Origin of the sequence: Acidovorax carolinensis (assembly GCF_002157145.1) — a bacterium.
Classification (GTDB): Bacteria; Pseudomonadota; Gammaproteobacteria; order Burkholderiales; family Burkholderiaceae_C; genus Acidovorax; species Acidovorax carolinensis.
Genome location: NZ_CP021361.1, coordinates 2,366,886 through 2,386,161 on the forward strand (window position 1 = coordinate 2,366,886; position 19,276 = coordinate 2,386,161).

The window sequence follows — 19,276 nt, forward strand, 5'->3', positions numbered from 1 at the left end:
TCTGCATTATTCCTCAATATGAAAATCATTTTCTCGTATTGAGAAAATTTGCGGCGCCGCAGCATGATCACGATTTCAAATAATGAAAACAAGTTTTTGCATTGTGGGAAACTCGACAGACACACGCCCGACGGACTCTCGTGAGTGTTTCCCGCAATGTAGACCGGGCCGGTTTCACCAATGCGACACCGCCCCACTGCCTCGCGCCACCGAGCATCAACCTCGCGCCGAAGGTTCCCATGCACCGCTTGCGCCCACCAAGGCACATCAGCTCGGAAATGGGCCACGCTTCGTCGGGCATGATGCAACGTCCTGATTGCTCCATCTTCCAGTCCAGTGAACGCCCCAAGCCGCCCTATTGCCTGTTTGTGCCTGGCCCTGAGCATGGCACTGGTAGGCAGCTATGTAGCGCTGTCCAAGCCGCTGGCAGCCGCTATGCCGGTGTTTCTGCTGGCCTGGATGCGTTTTGGGATTGGCGGGCTGGCCATGGTGCACTGGCTGAAGAAGCCGGCCGACGAACCGCCACTCACACCCCAGGTGCGGTGGCTACTATTTCTGGAGTCCTTCCTCGGCAATTTCCTGTTCACCGTCTGCATGATCTATGGCGTCAGCCTGACCAGCGCCGTGTCCGCGGGGGTGGTCATGGCCGCCATTCCTGCGGCCGTTGCGGTGATGAGCTGGGCCTTCCTGCGCGAACGCGTGGCGCCCCGCACCTGGGTGGCGGTGGCCTGTGCGGTGGCCGGTATTGCACTGCTTTCACTATCAAAAACAGAGCATTTAGCGCAAACGCCACAGGCGCTAGATGCCAAAAACACTTCAAACCTTGCCTGGCTGGGGCAATTGCTTCTGATCGGTGCCGTGGTCTGCGAAGCGGCGTATTCGGTCATCGGCAAGAAACTGACGGGCGCACTCGGCCCCAAACGCATCACTTCGCTGATCAATTTGTGGGGGTTTGCGCTTTCCACGCCGCTGGGCCTTTACATGGCCTGGGGATTTGACTTTGCAGCGGTGGGCTGGGCCACCTGGCTGCTGCTGGTGTTTTATGCACTGGCCGCCTGCATGTGGACCGTGTGGCTGTGGATGACAGGCCTGAAGGTCGTGCCGGCGGCGCAAGGCGGCATATTCACCGTGCTGCTGCCTGTCAGTGCCGCCCTGGTAGGCGTACTGGTGCTGGGCGAAGCCTTTTCGGGCCTGCAGTTGCTGGCGTTCGGCATAGCACTGGCCAGCGTGCTGCTGGCCACCCTGCCCACGCGCGCGGCCCTGCGTGTGGGCCAGCGGTCACGTTCAGACCAAAAGTGACCGGTTGCTGACCAAGATGCCGTCGGCATCGGCATAGAGCCAGTCGCCAGGACGCACCCACACGCCCTGGATCTGCACCGCCACATCACGCCGGCCTTCATTGCGCTTTTCGGTAGGCAGGGGCATCAGGCCCAAGGCGCGAATGCCCACGGCGGCGGCGTGCAGTTCGGCAACATCGCGCACGCAGCCATCCACCACCAAACCCGCCCAGCCGTTGCGGACAGCGGCGGCGGCCAGATTGCCGCCCACCAGCGCGCGGCGCAGCGAGCCTCCACCATCCACCACGAGCACGCGGCCCAGACCGGGGAATCCACCGCGGCCTTGACCAGGGTGTTGTCCTCAAAGCACTTCACCGTTGCCACGGCGCCGGCAAAGGCGGCCACGCCACCGTAGCTCTGGAATACGGGCGGCAGCACACGAAATGTGCCGCTGTCATCGCCCTTGTGCACATCGCAGAAATCGCAGGTGCTGAAGGCCGTGGAAGAAGGGGCTGTCATGGTTGGGAAACCTTTCACGCGGGAAGTTGAATGGAAAAAAAGGGTGGCCGCCTGGGCGTCGGCGCATTGTCTCGCAGCGCGGGAAAACCCCCGATTGCGCGGCAATGCACCTCTTTCATGACCCACGGCCGCGCCCAGAGTGCGCTACAGCAACATATCGAGGGAAAAAAAGCCCCGGCTCGCTTGGAAAGGTGTTTTTTTCCCAGTAGCATCACCGTGCCAGTGGGAAAGTCTCGATTTCGCTGGTGAAAATTTACTTCCAACAAGGACAACCCAACATGGCAACTGCAAAAAAAGCTCCGGCAAAAGCCGCTCCCGCAGCCAAGGCGCCCGCCACCAAGGCCGCCGCGCCCGCCAAGAAGCGCACCCCCAATGCCGCCTTCATGAAGGCGCTCACGCCCAGCCCCGCGCTGGCCGCCGTGGTGGGCTCGGCACCGCTGCCGCGCACGGAGATCATCAGCAAGCTGTGGGTCTACATCAAGGCCCACAACCTGCAGGATGCCGCCAACAAGCGCAACATCAATGCAGACGCCAAGCTCAAGGAGCTGTTCGGCAAGCCGCAAGTGTCGATGTTCGAACTGGCCGGCCTGATTGGCAAGCACGTCAAGTAAGCAGCCCTTTCCTGTCTGTCTCAAGAAAACCGGCCTTGCCGGTTTTTTTTCGTCTGGAAGACCGAAAACTGTGGCACCTCAACATCAATGCAAATGAGAATGACCCGCATTTGAGGTAACATAAAGCTGCACGACGACGCACAGCCATGTTGATCTAGCCATTGCCTCTCGCCTGCTCTTGGCGCCCCCGCGCGCCACCTGCATATCCATTCAATGACGGAGGCCTCCTTGGCAAAATCACGCGCTCAGCATCGCAGCACCTCGCTGCGTTCACCCTCTATCCCCGCTTCCACCACGCCGGCCCCTGCGCTCGGCGTATCGTCGGACAAGACGCTGCTGCCCCTGGGCGCACTGATGCTGGTCGCGTCCATGGGCGCCATGGCACAGACCAGCACCCCGGAAACAACCTTGTCGACCGTGACCGTGAATGAAGCGGCCGAAGTCCAGGGCAAGGACACACTGCTGCTCAAGAAAACCACCGTCGGCAAGGGCAAGCAGGACATCAAGGACATCCCGCAGTCCGTCACGGTGTTCACCGAAAAGCTGATGACCGACCGCAACCAGGACGACTTCCGCGAGGTGCTGCGCACCACAGCGGGCGTGACCTTCCTGGCAGGCGAAACCGGCGAAGAAGACGTGCGCCTGCGCGGCTTCTCGCTGGGCCAGGCCGGCGACATCTATATCGACGGCATGAAGGACGCGCCGCTGATCGAGCGCGACACCTTCAACAACGACCGCGTGGAAGTGCTCAAGGGCTCGGCCTCCATGCTCTTTGGCAAGGGATCGACGGGCGGCGTGGTCAACCAGGTAAACAAATATCCCCTGCTGATCGACCAGCATGAAGCGGCCTACACCTTTGGCACCGGCAAATACCACCGCGCCACGGGCGACTTCAACTTCGTGACGGGCGAAAACGCAGCGTTTCGCCTGAATGCGATGGTGCAGGAAGCCGACAACTACGGCGCCAAGCAGGACAAGCGCGGCATTGCGCCCACGCTTGCCTGGGGCATCGGCACGCGCGACGAGTTCTCCATCGGGCTGTATTACCTCGAGTCCAAGGGCCGCCCGATCTACAACCACCCCTGGCGCCTCTCGGCCGATGGCAAGATCAACACGCCCCTGCCCGCCCGGAATTTCTATGGCCTGGAAAGCGACTACAACAACACGTCGTCGCAGCACGTCACGCTGGGCCACATCCACCGCTTTGACGACGGCGGCGAACTCAACACCCGCCTGCGCTATGGCTCCTACGAGCGCAACATGCTGGCCAGCACGATCGGCTTCCAGAACAGCGCCATCACCCTGGGCCAGATCAACGACAGCACGGTGCTGACCCGTGGCTCCAAGGGCCGCATCGGCGAAAGCGATGTGCTGCAGGTGCAAAGCGACTACAGCAACACCTTCAACTGGGGCGGCAGGAAGCATGCAGTGCTGACCGGCGTGGACTATTACGACGACGACGCCAAGCGCAACCAGAACTACGCCAACACCACCACCCGTCCCACCACCACGGTGGGCACGCCCAACGACGGCGCCTGGGTGGCCGACGGCCGTGCGCCGGTGCAGTGGAACACGTTCACGTCGCGCAACCTGGGCCTGTACTTCCAGGACACGGTCTCGCTGACCGACACGCTCAAGCTCGTCGGCGGCCTGCGCTACGACAACTTCCGCGCCGCCTACCACAACGCCACGGGCAGCCTGAGCAACTCCCGCTCCGACAGCCTGTTCAGCCCCCGCGTGGGGATGATCTTCCAGCCTGACGAGCTGACCTCGTACTACATGTCGTACGGTACTTCGTACAACACCTCGGGCGACACCTACCAATTCGGCAACCCCGGTGCCACCACGGCGCGCGCGTCCAACACGCCGCCCGAAAAGAGCCGCAACATCGAGATCGGCAGCAAGTTCGAGCTCTTCGAGCGCCGTGCCTTGCTGGGCGTGGCCGCTTTCTACAGCGAGAAGTACAACGAGCGCAACACCGACCCCGACACCGCGGCCGCACAAGAATTGCTGTCCGGCAAGCGCCACGCCACCGGCATGGAATTCAACCTGGCCGGACGCATCACGCCGAAATGGGAAGTGTTCTTCAACCACACCTGGATTCCTGAGGCCAAGATCGACCGCAGCAACGTGGCACTGGCAGCCAACGGCGGCGGCGCGCAGGTACAGGGCGACCGCCCCGGTCTCACGCCCAGGCACAGCGGCAGCGTGTGGAGCACCTACGCCGTCACGTCCAGCGTTCGCTTCGGCGCAGGCCTGACCTACCGTGGCAAGCAAAACCCGGAGGGATCGCGCGCGGTATATGCCAGCGGTTTCAGCACCATCGATGCCATGGTCGAATACGCACTGGATGAGAAGACCGCACTCAAGCTGAACGTGAGCAACCTGACGGATCGCGTGGTTGCCGACTCGCTGTACCGGGGCTTCTACACCCCTGGCGCACCCCGCTCGGTGCAGGTGACCCTGAAGACCCGCTTCTAACCCTAAGAACGTGTTCACGATCTCCCAGAGGCCCTGCGGGGCCTGACACCATGTTTCTGCACATCAAAGACGTTCTGACACCTGAAGAAATCACCTTCTTCCGGCAAGCCCTCGGGGCGCAAGCACCGTGGATTGAGGGAGCGCGCAGCGCCGGCGGCCAGGCCATTCACCAGAAGAACAACCTGCAGCTGGCGCAAGGCAGCGAGCTGTCGGCTCAGTTGCAGGCCATGGTGAAGGCGGCGCTGCACCGCAACGCCCTCTTCTTCTCGGCGGCGTTGCCGCGCCGCATCTACAACCCGCTGTTCAACAACTACGGCGATGGCGCCAACTTCTATGGCAACCATGTCGACAGCGCCGTCATGCACTCGAAGGCAGACAACTGCTGGGTGCGCAGCGACCTGTCGTGCACGCTGTTCCTGACGCCGCCCGAGGACTACGACGGCGGCGAGCTGGTGATCACCGAAGCCCTCGGCGAAAAGCGCATCAAGCTGCCTGCGGGCGACATGATCCTGTACCCCAGCAGCACGGTGCACCAGGTGTCGCCCGTCACGCGCGGGCACCGCATCAGCAGCTTTTTCTGGGTGGAAAGCATGGTGCGGGGGCTGGAACAGCGCCAGCTGCTGTTCGACATGGACATGTCGCTGCTCAAGCTGCGCCAGGCCCATGGCGAAAAAGAACCCTCGGTCATCGCGCTCTCGGGCACTTACCACAACCTTCTGCGCATGTGGGCCGATGTATGACGCAGCATCATCGAGGCGGTAGCGCACCAGCGGCCTGACCCGATGGCACGCCCACCAGAAATTGCTCACTCGCTTTTCAATAGCACCTCGCGCTTGCCGAACAAGCGCCAGGTGCTGTTTTCGTTTGTATGAACCACATTCCTGCACGACACCAGCTTTCTCCCGGCATCGTCAACCTGGCAGACCACGAACTGCAGGCGCGGCAGCATCTGGACGACAACGCCTGGGCCTACTTCAGCGGCGGCGCCGCCGACGAGATCACCCTGCGCGCCAACCGCAGCGCCTGGGACACACTGCCCCTGTGGCCGCGGGTGCTGCGGCCGCTGGCGGGTGGCCATACCCGGGTCAGCCTGCTGGGCCGCACCCTGGCACACCCCATCCTGCTGGCGCCCATCGCGTTCCAGCGCCTCGCCCATCCGGACGGCGAGCTGGCGATGGCCTACGCGGCAGCGGCGCTGGGCGCGGGCGTGGTGCTCAGTACCCAGGCCAGTGTGTCGCTGGAGTCCGTTGCGCAAGCCGTGCTGCCCGACCCCGGGCGCGGCCCGCTGTGGTTTCAGCTTTACCTGCAGAACGACCGGGGCTTCACCCAGGCGCTGGTGCAGCGTGCCGAAGCCGCCGGCTACGAAGCCCTGGTGCTCACGGTGGACGCACCATCGAGCGGTGTGCGCGACCGCGAACGCCGCGCGGGCTTTCGGCTGCCACCCGGTGTGAGCCCGGTCAACCTCGCGGGCTTGCAGGCAACGCCCTCGCCGCCATTGCGCCCCGGCCAAAGTGCGCTGTTTGACGGCCTGCTGCACCACGCCCCCACCTGGGACGACATTGCCTGGCTGCAGTCCATCACCCGCCTGCCCGTGCTGCTCAAGGGTGTGCTGCATCCGGCCGATGCGCGCCAGGCGGTGGCGGCGGGCGCGGCGGGCCTGATCGTTTCCAACCATGGCGGGCGCACGCTGGACACGGCGCCCGCCACTGCCAGCGCCCTGCCGCGGGTCGTGCAGGCCGTGGGCGGCGCGCTGCCGGTGCTGGTGGATGGCGGCATCCGGCGCGGCACCGATGTGCTCAAGGCCATGGCGCTGGGCGCGTCCGCCGTGCTGGTGGGTCGCCCTGCGGTGTGGGGCCTGGCCCATGCCGGTGCCGCTGGCGTGGCCCATGTTCTGCGCCTGTTACGCGACGAGCTGGAAAATGCCATGGCCCTGACCGGTTGCGCCACGCTGGCGGATGCATCACCAGCGTTGCTGGATGCAGACTTCACCGCCGACCGCAGAAGCTGAAAAAAACATTCTCCTTCCCGGCAGGAATGATTTATTGCAAATGCGATGGATTCGCATTTATAATCAGCCCATCAACAACAGCCAGCCAAACTGCCTGCCGCCATGATCGTCTGTGTTTGCCGCCGAATTTCCGACCGTGAAATTGCCCGCCATGCGCGTGCAGGAATGAGTTTCGACGAGATCCAGTTCGAGCTGGGCGTGGCCACCCAATGCGGATGCTGCGAAAGCTGCGCCCGCGACGTGGTGGCGCAATGCAGCGCAACCAGCACGGTGGCCGCCCTGCACAATGAGGTCGCGGCGCAACCGGTCCAGCTTGCCAACTCCATTTTGGAAAGCAAGTCATGGAACTCCTCTCTACACTCGCGGGCAGCCTGATCTTCGTGGCCGGTTCGGCCTGGTGGATCTTTCGCAAGTAATCTGAATACTTTTAGGCGATAGCGCTTATGCAGAAAGCGCTGGCAGCTATCATTTTTATATGTCCCAACGAGATCGTTTTGCCTCCTCGGGCGGCGTAAGCCGCAATGCCGTGATCGTAGGTTCGGTGGTGATGCTGCATGTGGCGGGCCTGTGGGCGCTGCAGTCGGGCCTGCTGCGCCGGGCGGTGGAAGTGATCGTGCCCGCCGAACTGCTGAGCGAATACATCACGCCGCCCGCACCCAAGGTGGCACCGCCGGCACCACCTGCCCCGCCGCCACCGCCGAAAACAGCCCCCAAGGTCCAGGCTCCGCGCCCGGCTCCCAGGCCCATGGCCATTGCCGACCCCACACCAGCCCCGAATGCCCCGGTCGGCGTGACCGCACCCCAGCCGCCAGCGCCCCCCATCGAGGCACCGGTGGCGCCGGTGGCACCGCCGGCACCGCCAGCGCCCCCAGCACCGCCCGCCCCGCCCCGCATCGAGATGCCGTCCAGCGATGCCGCCTACCTCAACAACCCCAAACCCGCCTACCCAGCCATCAGCAAACGCATGGGTGAACAGGGCAAGGTGGTGCTGCGCGTGCTGATCGGCACCGACGGCCTGCCGCAGAAGGTGGAAATCAACAAATCCAGCGGCTACGACCGCCTGGACCGCCAGGCCCAGGAGGCTGTGATGCGCTGGCGCTTCGTGCCGGGCAAGCGCAATGGCGTACCCGAGACCATGTGGAATCTGGTGCCGATCAATTTTGTTCTCGAATAACCAAATCACCGTTTAGGGAGTTTTCATGGAATCGCAATTCGGCATCGCCAACGTCTGGACACAGGGTGACTTTGTCACCCGCGCCGTCGCCATCCTGCTGCTGGCCATGTCGCTGGCCTCGTGGATCGTCATCCTCATCAAGGCGCTGGACATCATCAAGTTCAAGAAGCACGCCCGCACGGCACAGGACTTCTGGCACAGCGAAGACTTCGCCGCCGCCCTGACCAAGCTGGGCAACGACCCCACCAACCCTTTCCGCCACCTGGCGCTGGAAGGCCGCGAAGCCACGGCCCACCACCGCAAAACCAAGGCGCACCTGCACGACACCCTTGACGTGAGCGACTGGGTCACGCGCTGCCTGCGCAACTGCATTGACGAGTTCACGGCGCGCATCCAGTCGGGCCTGGCCATCCTGGCGTCGGTAGGCTCCACGGCGCCGTTCATCGGCCTTTTTGGCACCGTGTGGGGCATCTATCACGCACTGCTGGCCATCGGCACCTCGGGCCAGTCCACCATCGACAAGGTGGCCGGCCCCATCGGCGAAGCGCTCATCATGACGGCGCTGGGCCTGGCGGTGGCCATCCCCGCCGTGCTGGGCTACAACGCACTGGTGCGTGGCAACAAGTCCATCCTGAATGGCCTGAACAGTTTTGCCCACGACCTGCACGCCTACTTTGTCACCGGGGCCCGCGTGAACGCTGGCGAACCCGGCAAGGTGCTGCCCATGAAGAAAGGCAACTAAGCCATGGCATTCGGAACCCAAGACGATGCCGATGAGGTGATGAACGAGATCAACATGACCCCGCTGGTGGACGTCATGCTCGTGCTGCTCATCATCTTCATCATCACCGTGCCGGTGATGAAGCACTCGGTAAACGTGGACCTGCCGCGCGCCACCAACCAGCCCGAGCTCATCAAGCCCGAAACCGTGCGCCTGTCAGTGGCCGCCGACGGCAAGTATTTCTGGAACGGCGCGCCGGTTGCCGACGAAGAACTCGTCTCCCTCCTGCAGGCCGAAGCGGCCAAAACGCCCCAACCCGACCTGCACATCCGGGGCGACAAGGAGGTGCGCTACGAGCGCGTGGCCCAGGCCATGGCAGCGGCACAGCGTGCGGGCGTGCGCAAGATCGGCTTTGTCACCGAGCCGCCGCAGTAACCCAACTGCCACGGGGCAGCGGCGCCCCACGGACTTATCGAGCGCTTGAAGGCGGGGCACCAGATTGCGCCCACGTTCCGCATCTGTGCGATATGGCGCCCGCCCCAAGCCCCATTTTTTATCGTTCGTCAGAAAAAATCACTTGACTTGTAATTGCGAATCGTTATCATTAGCAAACAAAATCGCAATGCACCTGGACCCCTCATGCAAGCCACTTTGACCATCGCTTCTCCCCTGTGCTCCGCCGCCTCCGGTCTGACGGTATCCCCATCAGCAACGCCCGGCCCACACACGGCTGATGCCACTTGCGCTGCCGCTGCGGTGGACAGCAGCACGCTTTTGCAGGGACAGAAAGCCGTGGCCATTCGCCACAACGGATCGGTGTACCGCTTGCAAGCCACCAAGCTGGGCAAGCTGATCCTGACCAAATAAACGGGGCGCCAGCAAGCGCGGTCGCCCGCGCCACACAGCTGCTGGCGTCACTTCAGAGTTTCATCGTGGGGAGACTCCCGGGCTTGTCTCAAGCCCGAAAGGGTCTTTTTTGCCAGCCAACGGGCTTGCCCGCGTAGCCAGGTTTTTTTTCCCCACGCTCCTGCATGCCTCGCAGCACAAAAAAACCGGTCCACGGACCGGTTTTTTGATTTTCATGATATTTTCGGGCTGAAGCCCTTTACCTATAAGCGCAAACAGCTATTAAATTAATAGCACAAAGCCTCTGATCAGAGGCCCAGCGCAGCAATGCCAGCGCGCGCAATCTGCGCATCCTCGGACGATTTCACACCGCTCACGCCCACGGCACCCAGGCATTGCCCGTCTTTCATGATCGGCACGCCACCTTCGAGCAGGCCTTCAATGGCGGGCGCGCTCAGAAACGCCGTGCGGCCACCGTTGACGATGTCTTCATACACCTTGCTCTCGCGGCGGCCCAGGGCGGCCGTGTGGGCCTTGGCAGGCGCAATGTGCGATGACACCGCAGCCGCGCCGTCCAGGCGCTGCAGCCACAGCAGGTGGCCGCCATCGTCCACGATGGCGATGGTCACGGCCCAGTGGTTCTTAAGGGCTTCAGCTTCGGCAGCCGCCGCAATCTTCTTGATGTCGGCCAGTTCGAGTTCGGGTTTGGTTTTCATGGTTGCCACGCAGGGTTGAGGGGGACTGGATTGCAAGGCCCCCGGAAGAAAACGGCAAGCATAGCGGCAGCAAGCGCCCTGCAAACCGCCGCCTGGGGCGAAACAATAGTGACCTAAACCGTCTGACCGGGTGCGGTTATTGCATTTGGCCAGAACATCGCCACATAGAATCCAGCGGTCTGCGTCGTGCAGGCCAACTAGGAGAGACACAAGATGAATGACCAAGTCACCACCCTGGGCCACTCTGCGGGCTATGGCATCTCGCAGGAACAGCGCCACAAGGTGCTGCGCAACACCTACTGGCTGCTGGCGCTGAGCCTGCTGCCCACCGTGCTGGGCGCCTGGATCGGCGTGGCCACCGGCATCACCCAGTCGCTGCGCGGCGGCCTGGGCCTGATCGTGTTCCTGGGCGGCGCGTTCGGCTTCATGTATGCCATCGAAAAAACCAAGCGCTCGGCTGCGGGCGTGCCCGTGCTGCTGGCGTTCACGTTCTTCATGGGCCTGATGCTCTCGCGCATGATCGGCATGGTGCTGGGCTTCAGCAACGGCTCTGAACTCATCATGACGGCATTTGCCGGAACGGCCGGCGTGTTCTTCGTGATGGCCAGCCTGGCCAGCGTCATCAAGCGCGATCTCTCGGGCATGGGCAAGTGGCTCATGGTGGGCGCGCTGGTGCTGATGGTGGGTGCCGTCATCAACGTGTTCGTGGGCTCATCGGCCGGCATGATGGCCATCTCGGTGGCGGCCATCGGCATCTTCAGCGCCTACATGCTGTATGACCTCAAGCAGATCCTGGACGGCGGCGAAACCAACTACATCAGCGCCACGCTGGCCCTGTACCTGGACATCTTCAACGTGTTCCAGAGCCTGCTGGCGCTGCTGGGCATCATGGGCGGCGAACGCGACTGACACGCCAGTCGGTTATTCACCGCATCAAAGGCTCCTTCGGGAGCCTTTTTTCTTGGCCCGCACCGAGATCAGGCCTCAATAGCGCAGTCAAACTGCCGATAATGCAAGTACATGTATCCAAACCCCTCCCCCACGCTACTGCGCCTGGTTACTGCATCAGCGGTTTTGCTGCTGGCCGGCTGCGAGATTCCCGGCCTGGGCCCTGACCCGCGCATCGCCCAGCGCGAAGCCGAAGCCAAGGCCATCGGCGGTGCCTGCCGGCATGCGCTGCGGGGGCTGGAAGACTGCTACACGCTCAACCCCAAGGCCGCCAAGGCCTCGGTGTTTGCAGGCTGGAAAGACATGGACGGCTACATGCGCGAGAACAAGATCGAGGGCACGCCCTCGGTGCTCGGCAAGATGGACAAACCGGAACGCGGCGAACGCACCTCCGACATCGAGACCGAGCCGCGCGACGCAGCCACCGGCCGCAGCCGCAGCTGACGCCCGGCTGCAGCGCCGCAAAAGCCGGCCGGGGGATGGAAGCCCTCCAGCCCGCGCCCCGCTTCAATCCCGCTCAAACACCGCGATGCTCTCCACATGCGCCGTGTGGGGGAACATGTTCACCATGCCGGCCGCCGTGCACCGGTACCCTCCCAGATGCACCAGCAGCCCGGCGTCCCGCGCCAGCGTGGCGGGGTTGCAGCTGACGTAGACGATGCGCTTGGGCGGCGTCCAGCCCTCGGCCCCTGCGGGCAGCGGCCCGGCCCCATCGGCGCCAATGCGCGACTGCTCGATGTCGGCCAGCGCCTTGGCCAGCGCAAACGCCCCCTCGCGCGGTGGATCCACCAGCCATTTGTCGGCGGCGCCATCGGCGACCAGCATCTCGGGGGTCATTTCGAACAGGTTGCGAGCTACAAAATCTGTAGCTGCCAGCGCTTTATGGTCATGCGCCACAGCCTGATTGAGTGCATAGTTCTCGCGCGAACGGGCTACCAGTGCCTCGCTGCCCTCGATGCCCAGCACCTCGCGGGCCTGCGTGGCCAGCGGCAGCGTGAAGTTGCCCAGGCCACAAAACCAGTCGATCACGCGCTCATGGGGCTGCACATCCAACAGGCGCAGCGCGCGCGACACCAGCACGCGGTTGATGTGCGGGTTCACCTGCGTGAAGTCGGTCGGCTTGAAGGGCATGGTGATGCCGAAGTCTGGCAGCGCATACGACAATTGCTCTCCGCCTTCGTCCAGCAGCTTCACGGTGTCTGGCCCCTTGGCCTGCAGCCACCATTGCACATGGTGCTCCGCCGCAAAGGCGCGCAGCCGGGCGATGTCATCGGTGCTCAGCGGCTCCAGGTGGCGCAGCACCAGGGCGGTCACGGTGTCGCCGCAGGCCAGTTCGATCTGCGGGCAGGTGTCACGGGCGTCCAGGCCGGCAATCAGCGCCCGCAAAGGCATCAGCATGGCGTCCACATGGGGTGGCAGCACGGGGCACTGCTCCATGTCGGCCACATAGCGGCTCTTGCGTTCGTGAAAGCCAATCAGCACCTGGCCTTTCTTGATCACATGGCGCACGGACAGCCGGGCGCGGTAACGGTAGCCCCAGGCTGGCCCTTCAATGGGGCGCAGCACGGTCTCGGCCTTGACCTTGCCCAGGTGCCACAGGTTGTCTTCGAGTACCCGCTGCTTGACGGCCACCTGGGCCCCAATATGCAGGTGCTGCATCTTGCAGCCGCCGCAGGCGCCGGCATGCAGGCCAAAGTGTGGACAGCCAGGGCGCACGCGTTGCGACGATTCACGGTGGATCGCCGTCAAGCTGGCCTGCTCCCAGTTGTTCTTCTTGCGGTGGGTGTTGGCGGTGACCAGCTCGAATGGCAGGGCACCGTCGATGAAGATGACCTTGCCATCGGGCTTGCGGGCGACGCCTTGGGCATCGAGGTCCATCGACTGCACCTGCAGCCAGCCCTCGGGCAGATCGCCCTGGGAATTTTGCTCGGTCGGTTCAAACGAGGGGGATAGTTCTTTCGGTTCGCTCATCCCCCGATTGTCTCAGGCCCGGGCCGGCGCTTGCCCCGGCCCCGCATGAGACACCCTGACTCAGCCCCGGTCTGCGCGCGCAGGGCGCATGCCGCCGCGCACCGATGTAGAAGTCAGCGGCAGCTTGTTGATGGCAAGCTCGCAGCCCTGGTCGTTCAGCGAGAACACCAGCGTGCCGCCCGGAGCCACCTGGGGCAGGGTTTCATGGATTTCACGCGACATGTCTACCGGCGGCGTGGACGCCCGGTAAATGATCTCTTGATTGGGTGCATACACCAGATAGCAGGCGGCCGCAGCCGACTGGCTGGCGAAGGCTGCCACCAGTGCAATGGCGGCGTACGGAAATGCGGACATGGTCTTCTCCTCGATCTGGCTGATATTGCTTTCCATTATGCGGTGACGGCAGCCGGCCGCAAAAGCCCGCCGAACGGCAGCGGCCCGTTATTACCGCAGATGCAGGTGGTTGCTGTGCTTGACTTCTTCCATCACCGCATAGGTGCGCGTCTCGCGCACACCCGGCAGTTGCCATAGCACGTTGCCCGCAAACACGCGGTAGGCGTTCATGTCGGCCGAGCGGGTTTTCAGCAGGTAGTCGAAGCCGCCCGCCACCATGTGGCATTCCATGATCTCGGGATGCACCTGCACTGCGGCCTTGAACTGGTCGAACACATTGGGTGTGGTGCGGTCCAGCAGCACCTCCACAAACACCAGCATGCCAGCGCCCAGCTTCAGCGGATTCAGGCGCGCCTCGTAGCCCAGGATGAAGCCATCTCGCGTGAGGCGCTGCACGCGTGCCAGCACGGCGGTGGGCGACAGGGCCACGGCCTCGGCGAGCTTGAGGTTGGCAATGCGGCCGTCTTCCTGCAGGATTGACAGGATCTTGCGGTCAATGCGGTCGATATCGGTTTCTGTTTGCATGTTGATTAGCGATTTGTTCGGTCTGAATGCCAATTTTTGACCATTAATTCACCACCATCCCAAGGATCATCGCCATAAACGCGCCCAACCGATGTTTAGCTCTCACAACCATCGAAAGACACCGCCATGACGCAGCCCAACGCCCAGCCTCCCGCTCCGTTTGCCGACTTCGCTCCCCGCACCCCGCTGAGCAACCCGCTGCGTGCCGTCATCACCGCCGCCACCCGCCGCCCCGAGCCCGAAGCGCTGGCCCCGCTGCTTGCCCAGGCTCGCCTGCCGCAGGACCAGGCCGCAGCGGCCGAGCAGCTCGCCCTGCGCATTGCCAAGGCGCTGCGCGAACGCAAGGCCAGCGCCGGGCGCGCGGGCATCGTGCAGGGGCTGCTGCAGGAGTTTTCGCTGTCGTCGCAAGAAGGCGTGGCGCTGATGTGCCTGGCCGAGGCGCTGCTGCGCATCCCCGACAAGGCCACACGCGACGCGCTGATCCGCGACAAGATCAGCCACGGCCAGTGGGATGCCCACCTGGGCAAGAGCCCGTCGCTGTTCGTCAACGCCGCCACCTGGGGCCTGCTCATCACCGGAAAGCTGGTGGCCACGCACAGCGAAGGCAGCCTGGGCAACTCGCTCCGCCGCCTTACGGCCAAGGGCGGCGAGCCCCTGATCCGCAAGGGCGTAGACATGGCCATGCGCATGATGGGCGAGCAGTTCGTGACCGGCGAAACCATCGACGAAGCCCTGCGCAACGCCCGCACGATGGAGGCCGAGGGCTTTCGCTATTCTTACGACATGCTGGGCGAGGCCGCGCTGACCAGCGAAGACGCCAAGCGCTACTACGCTTCCTACGAACAGGCGATCCACGCGATTGGCAAGGCCTCTGCCGGGCGCGGCATCTACGAAGGCCCCGGCATCTCCATCAAGCTCTCGGCCCTGCACCCGCGCTACAGCCGCGCGCAGTTTGGCCGGGTGATGGACGCGCTGTACCCGCTGGTATTGCGCCTGACCGCGCTGGCCAGGCAGTACGACATTGGCCTGAACATCGACGCCGAGGAGGCCGACCGGCTGGAGCTGTCGCTGGACCTGCTGGAGCGCTTGTGCCACGAGCCCACGCTGGCGGGCTGGAACGGCATTGGCTTCGTCATCCAGGCCTACCAAAAGCGCTGCCCCTTCGTCATTGACTACGTGGTTCAACTCGCCCGCAGCACCCAGCGCCGCCTGATGGTGCGCTTGGTCAAAGGCGCGTACTGGGACAGCGAAATCAAGCGCGCCCAGGTCGATGGCCTGGAAGACTACCCCGTCTACACCCGCAAGGCGCATACCGACATTTCGTACATCGCCTGCGCACGCAAGCTACTGTCCGCGCCCGAGGCCGTGTACCCACAGTTCGCCACGCACAATGCCGAGACGGTGGCCACCATCTACCAACTGGCGGGCAGCAACTACTACGCTGGGCAGTACGAGTTCCAGTGCCTGCACGGCATGGGCGAGCCGCTGTATGAGCAGGTGGTGGGCGCCATCACTGCGGGCAAGCTCGGCCGAGAAACAGGAAAGGGCGGCCTGGGCCGCCCATGCCGCATTTACGCCCCCGTGGGCACACACGAGACCCTTTTGGCCTACCTGGTGCGCCGCCTGCTGGAGAACGGTGCCAACACCTCGTTTGTGAACCGCATCGCCGACGAAACGATTGCGCTGGATGAGCTGGTGAAGAGCCCCGTGCAGGTGGTAGACCAGCAAGCCGCCACCGAAGGCACTGCCGGCCTGCCCCACCCGCGCATTCCTCTGCCAGCTGCGCTGTACGGCGCCCAACGCACCAACTCGCGCGGGTTGGACCTGTCGAGCGAAAACACCCTGACCGAGCTGGCCACCACCCTGCAAGCCACGGCAAGCCACGCCTGGACGGCAGCGCCCCTGCTGGCCACCGACATGCCCGCAGGCACCACCCAGCCCGTGCGCAACCCCGCTGACCACAACGACGTGGTGGGCCAGGTGCAAGAAGCCACCACCGCCAACGTAGACCAGGCCCTGGCCCACGCCCAGGCCGCCGCAGCCCCCTGGGCCGCCACGCCACCCGCAGAGCGAGCAGCCGCTTTGCTGCGCACCGCCGACCTGTTGGAAGCTCGCATGCAGCCCCTGCTGGGCCTGCTGATGCGTGAAGCCGGCAAGAGCGCCAGCAACGCCGTGGCCGAAGTGCGCGAGGCCGTGGACTTCCTGCGCTACTACGCCGCGCAGGTGCAAAGCACCTTCGACAACGCCACCCACATCCCGCTGGGCCCGGTGGCCTGCATCAGCCCCTGGAACTTCCCGCTCGCCATCTTCATGGGCCAGGTCGCTGCCGCGCTGGCCGCAGGCAACCTCGTGCTGGCCAAGCCCGCCGAACAAACGCCATTGATCGCCGCCGAGGCCGTGCGCCTGCTGTGGCAGGCCGGTGTGCCCCGCGCAGCAGTGCAGCTGCTGCCCGGCCAGGGCGAGACCGTGGGCGCCCGCCTGATTGGCGATGCCCGCGTGATGGGCGTGATGTTCACCGGCTCCACCGAGGTAGCGCGCATCCTGCAGCGCACCGTGGCCGGGCGCTTGGATGCCGCAGGCCGCCCCATCCCGCTGATTGCCGAAACCGGTGGGCAGAACGCGATGATCGTGGACTCGTCCGCATTGGTCGAGCAGGTAGTGGGCGACGCGGTGTCGTCGGCCTTCGACAGCGCAGGCCAGCGCTGCTCCGCGCTGCGCGTGCTGTGCATGCAGGAAGAAGCCGCCAACCGCGTGGTCGAGATGCTGCAAGGCGCCATGGGCGAGCTGCGCGTTGGCAATCCTGGCGAATTGCGCGTGGACGTGGGCCCGGTGATCGACGCCGAAGCACAAGCTGGCATCACCCAACACATCGAGACGTTTAAGGCCAAGGGCCATCGTGTGTTCCAGCACCCGAACCACATGTCGGCCACCAGCGCACAGGGCACCTTTGTACCGCCCACGCTGATCGAACTGAACCACATCGGCGAGCTGCAACGCGAAGTCTTCGGCCCCGTGCTGCACCTGGTGCGCTACGCCCGCAACGACCTGGACCAGTTGCTCGACCAGATCAACGCCACCGGCTACGGCCTGACGCAGGGCGTGCACACCCGCATCGACGAAACCATTGCCCGCGTGGTCAACCGGGCCCATGCTGGCAACGTGTACGTCAACCGCAACATGGTGGGCGCCGTGGTGGGTGTGCAGCCGTTTGGTGGCGAAGGCCTGTCGGGCACGGGGCCCAAGGCGGGAGGGCCGCTGTACCTGCTGCGCCTGCTGTCGCAGCGCCCGGCCGATGCGCTGGCACGCACCTTTGCCGATGCAGACCGCACCACGCCGCCAGAGGATGCTGCGCGCGAGCGCCTGCTGGCGCCCCTGGCCACCCTGCAGCAGTGGGCGCAGCAGCAAGGCAATGCAGCCCTGGCCAGCACCTGCCAGCGCTTTGCGCAGCAAACCCAAAGCGGCACCGCCCGCACCCTGCCCGGCCCCACGGGCGAGCGCAACGTCTACACCCTGGCCCCACGTGCCCGCGTGCTGTGCCTGGCGCAAAGCATGGACGACCTGCTGGTGCAGACGGCTGCCGTGCTTGCCAGCGGCGGCACGGCCCTGTGGCCCAGCGTGCAGGCCGACTTGCGCACCCGACTGCCCACGCTGGTGCAAGCGCAGGTCATGCTGCAGGACAACGTCTTGAACGACGGCACGGTGGAACTGGGCGCCGTGCTGCACCATGGCGACGCCCCATCGCTGCAAACCGTGTGCACCGCCCTCGTCCGCCGCGCCGGGCCCATCGTGGGCGTGACTGCACTGCAGCCCGGTGACACGGAAATCCCGCTGGAGCGCCTGCTGATTGAGCGTGCGCTGAGCGTGAACACCGCGGCGGCCGGGGGCAATGCGAGCCTGATGACGATTGGATGAGTGCCCGCGGCCGTACAACCACACCCCGGGCTGAAATTTGAATCAAATTGGCCGCCAGCGCTTATAAGTAAAGCGCGAACAGCTATTTATTGAATAGCAAATTAAACCTGTGAAGCCAGAGGCAGATTGAGCAACAGGTTCTGCGGCTTGATGCGCACCACGCCCTCGGCATTGGTGGCCAGCCCCAGGTACACCGGCTTGCCCGCCACATCGGCACTCATCTCGGCCGGGCTGGCAAAGGTCAGGGTGAACAGGCTCACCAGGCGCGCCATGCGGTCGGCATCGACCGGACGATCCTGGTACAGGTCATTGAGAATGGCGGTGGACTCCACATCCAGCCCCACATGCCAGCGCCACGCGCTGTCGGTGATCTGGTGCACGGGCTCGATCCACACCTGCACGCCCAGCAGGTGTGCCACCCACCGCTCCAGCACGCGCGCCAGAGCCTTCAGGCCCGAGCGGGCGCTGGTCATCTTGAAAGTGAGGCCATGGCTCAGGTCCTGCTTCAGCTCGTGGGTCAGGTCCAGCAGAAAGTGGTATCGCTCGCTGCCCTGCCAGTACTGCAGGGCGTTGTCCGCACGGAGCACCTGCATATCGACGCGCGGTTGCAGCGCACCGCTTTCCAGCAGAAGACGGCCCATGTCGCCCAGGCCCGCTGTCTCATGGAGCATGTCCAGCGTGGCGCGGTCGCCCGCGAGCATCTGTCCCTCGTGCAAGGTGATGCGCTGAGGCCGGAACAGCATCTCGGCGGCGCGGGCTTCGAAGGCATCGTTGCAGTCGTCCAGCAGGTTGCGCAGCAGCGCCTGCACCACGGCGTCGATAAACACCGCAGGCACATCCACCGCCCCGCTGCGCATGAGCTGCAGGTAATAGGCCTCCAGCGTGCCGGCAGCAAGGAGCCCATCCCGAAAGCGCAGGAATACGGCGTAGTTCTCGCGCGCGTCGTCATCCACCAGCGCCACCAGTTCCTGAGGCGCCACGGGCCGCAATGGCGATGTGGCCAGCGACTGGTGCAGGGCTATCTCTGCGGCGCACGACTCGGGCACCAAGGCGAGTTCGGGTCTTGTCAATATCCACTGAAAGTACGCTTCAGTCGGCAGCAGCCAGCCGCGCGTGTCTCGCGCGAGCGAGTGAAAGCCGCAATGGGGCCAGAAATCCGAGTGCGAGGTCATGT

Annotated in this window: 18 protein-coding genes and 1 pseudogene; 13 read left to right on the top strand and 6 right to left on the bottom strand. The window is 64.3% G+C overall.

The genetic code is table 11. From position 1 onward, the window contains the following. Positions 1-384 precede the first annotated feature (384 nt). On the top strand, positions 385-1,299 hold the full coding sequence (locus CBP34_RS10985) for a DMT family transporter (RefSeq protein ID WP_236748406.1): 915 nt from the start codon (positions 385-387) through the stop codon (positions 1,297-1,299). On the opposite strand, the pseudogene rraA reads toward CBP34_RS10985, so the two are convergent. Further along, a pseudogene (gene rraA / locus CBP34_RS10990) lies at positions 1,285-1,796 on the bottom strand (ribonuclease E activity regulator RraA). The gene CBP34_RS10985 and the pseudogene rraA sit on opposite strands and share 15 nt — an antisense overlap. Before the next feature lie 278 nt (positions 1,797-2,074). Between rraA and CBP34_RS10995 the strand changes: the two are divergent. From CBP34_RS10995 to hemP, 9 genes are all read left to right on the top strand, one after another. Then, positions 2,075-2,407, top strand: coding sequence for an SWIB/MDM2 domain-containing protein (locus CBP34_RS10995; RefSeq protein ID WP_086912608.1), 333 nt, complete (start codon positions 2,075-2,077; stop codon positions 2,405-2,407). Positions 2,408-2,620: 213 nt separating this feature from the next. Next, positions 2,621-4,888 carry a TonB-dependent receptor gene (locus tag CBP34_RS11000; RefSeq protein WP_094098049.1) on the top strand — a complete coding sequence of 756 codons (2,268 nt, stop codon included), beginning with the start codon at positions 2,621-2,623 and terminating at the stop codon, positions 4,886-4,888. A 50-nt stretch (positions 4,889-4,938) separates the two neighbouring features. Beyond that, the gene (locus CBP34_RS11005) at positions 4,939-5,628 is read left to right on the top strand and encodes a Fe2+-dependent dioxygenase (protein ID WP_094098050.1); all 690 of its coding nucleotides are present in this window, start codon (positions 4,939-4,941) and stop codon (positions 5,626-5,628) included. Between the two features lie 128 nt (positions 5,629-5,756). Beyond that, positions 5,757-6,896, top strand: coding sequence for an alpha-hydroxy acid oxidase (locus CBP34_RS11010; RefSeq protein ID WP_094098051.1), 1,140 nt, complete (start codon positions 5,757-5,759; stop codon positions 6,894-6,896). Between the two features lie 102 nt (positions 6,897-6,998). Continuing rightward, a complete protein-coding gene (locus tag CBP34_RS11015) occupies positions 6,999-7,271 on the top strand; it encodes a (2Fe-2S)-binding protein (protein WP_094098052.1) in 273 nt (90 codons plus the stop codon). A gap of 100 nt (positions 7,272-7,371) precedes the next feature. Continuing rightward, a complete protein-coding gene (locus tag CBP34_RS11020; protein WP_094098053.1) occupies positions 7,372-8,070 on the top strand; it encodes an energy transducer TonB in 699 nt (232 codons plus the stop codon). A 25-nt stretch (positions 8,071-8,095) separates the two neighbouring features. Continuing rightward, positions 8,096-8,812, top strand: coding sequence for a MotA/TolQ/ExbB proton channel family protein (locus tag CBP34_RS11025; protein ID WP_094098054.1), 717 nt, complete (start codon positions 8,096-8,098; stop codon positions 8,810-8,812). A 3-nt stretch (positions 8,813-8,815) separates the two neighbouring features. Then, positions 8,816-9,226 carry an ExbD/TolR family protein gene (locus CBP34_RS11030; protein WP_086927458.1) on the top strand — a complete coding sequence of 137 codons (411 nt, stop codon included), beginning with the start codon at positions 8,816-8,818 and terminating at the stop codon, positions 9,224-9,226. A gap of 204 nt (positions 9,227-9,430) precedes the next feature. Next, positions 9,431-9,658, top strand: coding sequence for a hemin uptake protein HemP (gene hemP / locus CBP34_RS11035; RefSeq protein WP_086927459.1), 228 nt, complete (start codon positions 9,431-9,433; stop codon positions 9,656-9,658). A 287-nt stretch (positions 9,659-9,945) separates the two neighbouring features. On the opposite strand, the gene CBP34_RS11040 is transcribed toward hemP, so the two are convergent. Continuing rightward, positions 9,946-10,353: a GlcG/HbpS family heme-binding protein gene (locus tag CBP34_RS11040; protein ID WP_086927460.1), complete on the bottom strand. Its 408-nt coding sequence runs from the start codon at positions 10,351-10,353 to the stop codon at positions 9,946-9,948. A gap of 213 nt (positions 10,354-10,566) precedes the next feature. Here CBP34_RS11040 and CBP34_RS11045 point away from each other — a divergent pair, with 213 nt between their 5' ends. Continuing rightward, positions 10,567-11,262, top strand: a complete 696-nt coding sequence (locus tag CBP34_RS11045; protein ID WP_094098055.1) for a Bax inhibitor-1/YccA family protein — start codon at positions 10,567-10,569, stop codon at positions 11,260-11,262. Between the two features lie 111 nt (positions 11,263-11,373). After that, a complete protein-coding gene (locus tag CBP34_RS11050; RefSeq protein WP_094098056.1) occupies positions 11,374-11,745 on the top strand; it encodes a hypothetical protein in 372 nt (123 codons plus the stop codon). A 63-nt stretch (positions 11,746-11,808) separates the two neighbouring features. On the opposite strand, the gene rlmD is transcribed toward CBP34_RS11050, so the two are convergent. The 3 genes from rlmD to CBP34_RS11065 all read right to left on the bottom strand — a co-directional run bounded on the left by rlmD (position 11,809) and on the right by CBP34_RS11065 (position 14,190). Next, complete coding sequence (gene rlmD / locus CBP34_RS11055) at positions 11,809-13,272, bottom strand: 23S rRNA (uracil(1939)-C(5))-methyltransferase RlmD (protein ID WP_094098057.1); 1,464 nt, start codon at positions 13,270-13,272, stop codon at positions 11,809-11,811. Between the two features lie 60 nt (positions 13,273-13,332). Further along, positions 13,333-13,626, bottom strand: a complete 294-nt coding sequence (locus CBP34_RS11060; protein ID WP_086928743.1) for a hypothetical protein — start codon at positions 13,624-13,626, stop codon at positions 13,333-13,335. A 90-nt stretch (positions 13,627-13,716) separates the two neighbouring features. Continuing rightward, entirely contained in the window at positions 13,717-14,190 is a 474-nt protein-coding gene (locus tag CBP34_RS11065; protein ID WP_086912621.1) for an Lrp/AsnC ligand binding domain-containing protein, read from the bottom strand. Positions 14,191-14,316: 126 nt separating this feature from the next. On the opposite strand from CBP34_RS11065, the gene putA reads away from it, so the two are divergent. After that, positions 14,317-18,102 carry a trifunctional transcriptional regulator/proline dehydrogenase/L-glutamate gamma-semialdehyde dehydrogenase gene (gene putA, locus CBP34_RS11070; protein WP_094098058.1) on the top strand — a complete coding sequence of 1,262 codons (3,786 nt, stop codon included), beginning with the start codon at positions 14,317-14,319 and terminating at the stop codon, positions 18,100-18,102. 101 nt (positions 18,103-18,203) lie between these two features. Here putA and CBP34_RS11075 read toward each other — a convergent pair whose 3' ends face one another. Next, a complete protein-coding gene (locus CBP34_RS11075; protein WP_094098059.1) occupies positions 18,204-19,274 on the bottom strand; it encodes a DUF6352 family protein in 1,071 nt (356 codons plus the stop codon). Between the last annotated feature and the right edge of the window lie 2 nt (positions 19,275-19,276).

Bases quoted from the DNA above. Each gene is read 5' to 3' on its own strand.
- CBP34_RS11010 (WP_094098051.1), top strand. From the start codon at position 5,757: ATGAACCACATTCCTGCACGACACCAGCTTTCTCCCGGCATCGTCAAC.
- CBP34_RS11000 (WP_094098049.1), top strand. From the start codon at position 2,621: ATGACGGAGGCCTCCTTGGCAAAATCACGCGCTCAGCATCGCAGCACC.
- CBP34_RS10985 (WP_236748406.1), top strand. From the start codon at position 385: ATGGCACTGGTAGGCAGCTATGTAGCGCTGTCCAAGCCGCTGGCAGCC.
- CBP34_RS11075 (WP_094098059.1), bottom strand. From the start codon at position 19,274: ATGACCTCGCACTCGGATTTCTGGCCCCATTGCGGCTTTCACTCGCTC.
- CBP34_RS11020 (WP_094098053.1), top strand. From the start codon at position 7,372: ATGTCCCAACGAGATCGTTTTGCCTCCTCGGGCGGCGTAAGCCGCAAT.
- CBP34_RS11060 (WP_086928743.1), bottom strand. From the start codon at position 13,626: ATGTCCGCATTTCCGTACGCCGCCATTGCACTGGTGGCAGCCTTCGCC.
- CBP34_RS11065 (WP_086912621.1), bottom strand. From the start codon at position 14,190: ATGCAAACAGAAACCGATATCGACCGCATTGACCGCAAGATCCTGTCA.
- putA (WP_094098058.1), top strand. From the start codon at position 14,317: ATGACGCAGCCCAACGCCCAGCCTCCCGCTCCGTTTGCCGACTTCGCT.
- CBP34_RS11015 (WP_094098052.1), top strand. From the start codon at position 6,999: ATGATCGTCTGTGTTTGCCGCCGAATTTCCGACCGTGAAATTGCCCGC.
- CBP34_RS11045 (WP_094098055.1), top strand. From the start codon at position 10,567: ATGAATGACCAAGTCACCACCCTGGGCCACTCTGCGGGCTATGGCATC.
- CBP34_RS10995 (WP_086912608.1), top strand. From the start codon at position 2,075: ATGGCAACTGCAAAAAAAGCTCCGGCAAAAGCCGCTCCCGCAGCCAAG.
- CBP34_RS11040 (WP_086927460.1), bottom strand. From the start codon at position 10,353: ATGAAAACCAAACCCGAACTCGAACTGGCCGACATCAAGAAGATTGCG.
- CBP34_RS11050 (WP_094098056.1), top strand. From the start codon at position 11,374: ATGTATCCAAACCCCTCCCCCACGCTACTGCGCCTGGTTACTGCATCA.
- hemP (WP_086927459.1), top strand. From the start codon at position 9,431: ATGCAAGCCACTTTGACCATCGCTTCTCCCCTGTGCTCCGCCGCCTCC.
- CBP34_RS11025 (WP_094098054.1), top strand. From the start codon at position 8,096: ATGGAATCGCAATTCGGCATCGCCAACGTCTGGACACAGGGTGACTTT.
- rlmD (WP_094098057.1), bottom strand. From the start codon at position 13,272: ATGAGCGAACCGAAAGAACTATCCCCCTCGTTTGAACCGACCGAGCAA.
- CBP34_RS11030 (WP_086927458.1), top strand. From the start codon at position 8,816: ATGGCATTCGGAACCCAAGACGATGCCGATGAGGTGATGAACGAGATC.
- CBP34_RS11005 (WP_094098050.1), top strand. From the start codon at position 4,939: ATGTTTCTGCACATCAAAGACGTTCTGACACCTGAAGAAATCACCTTC.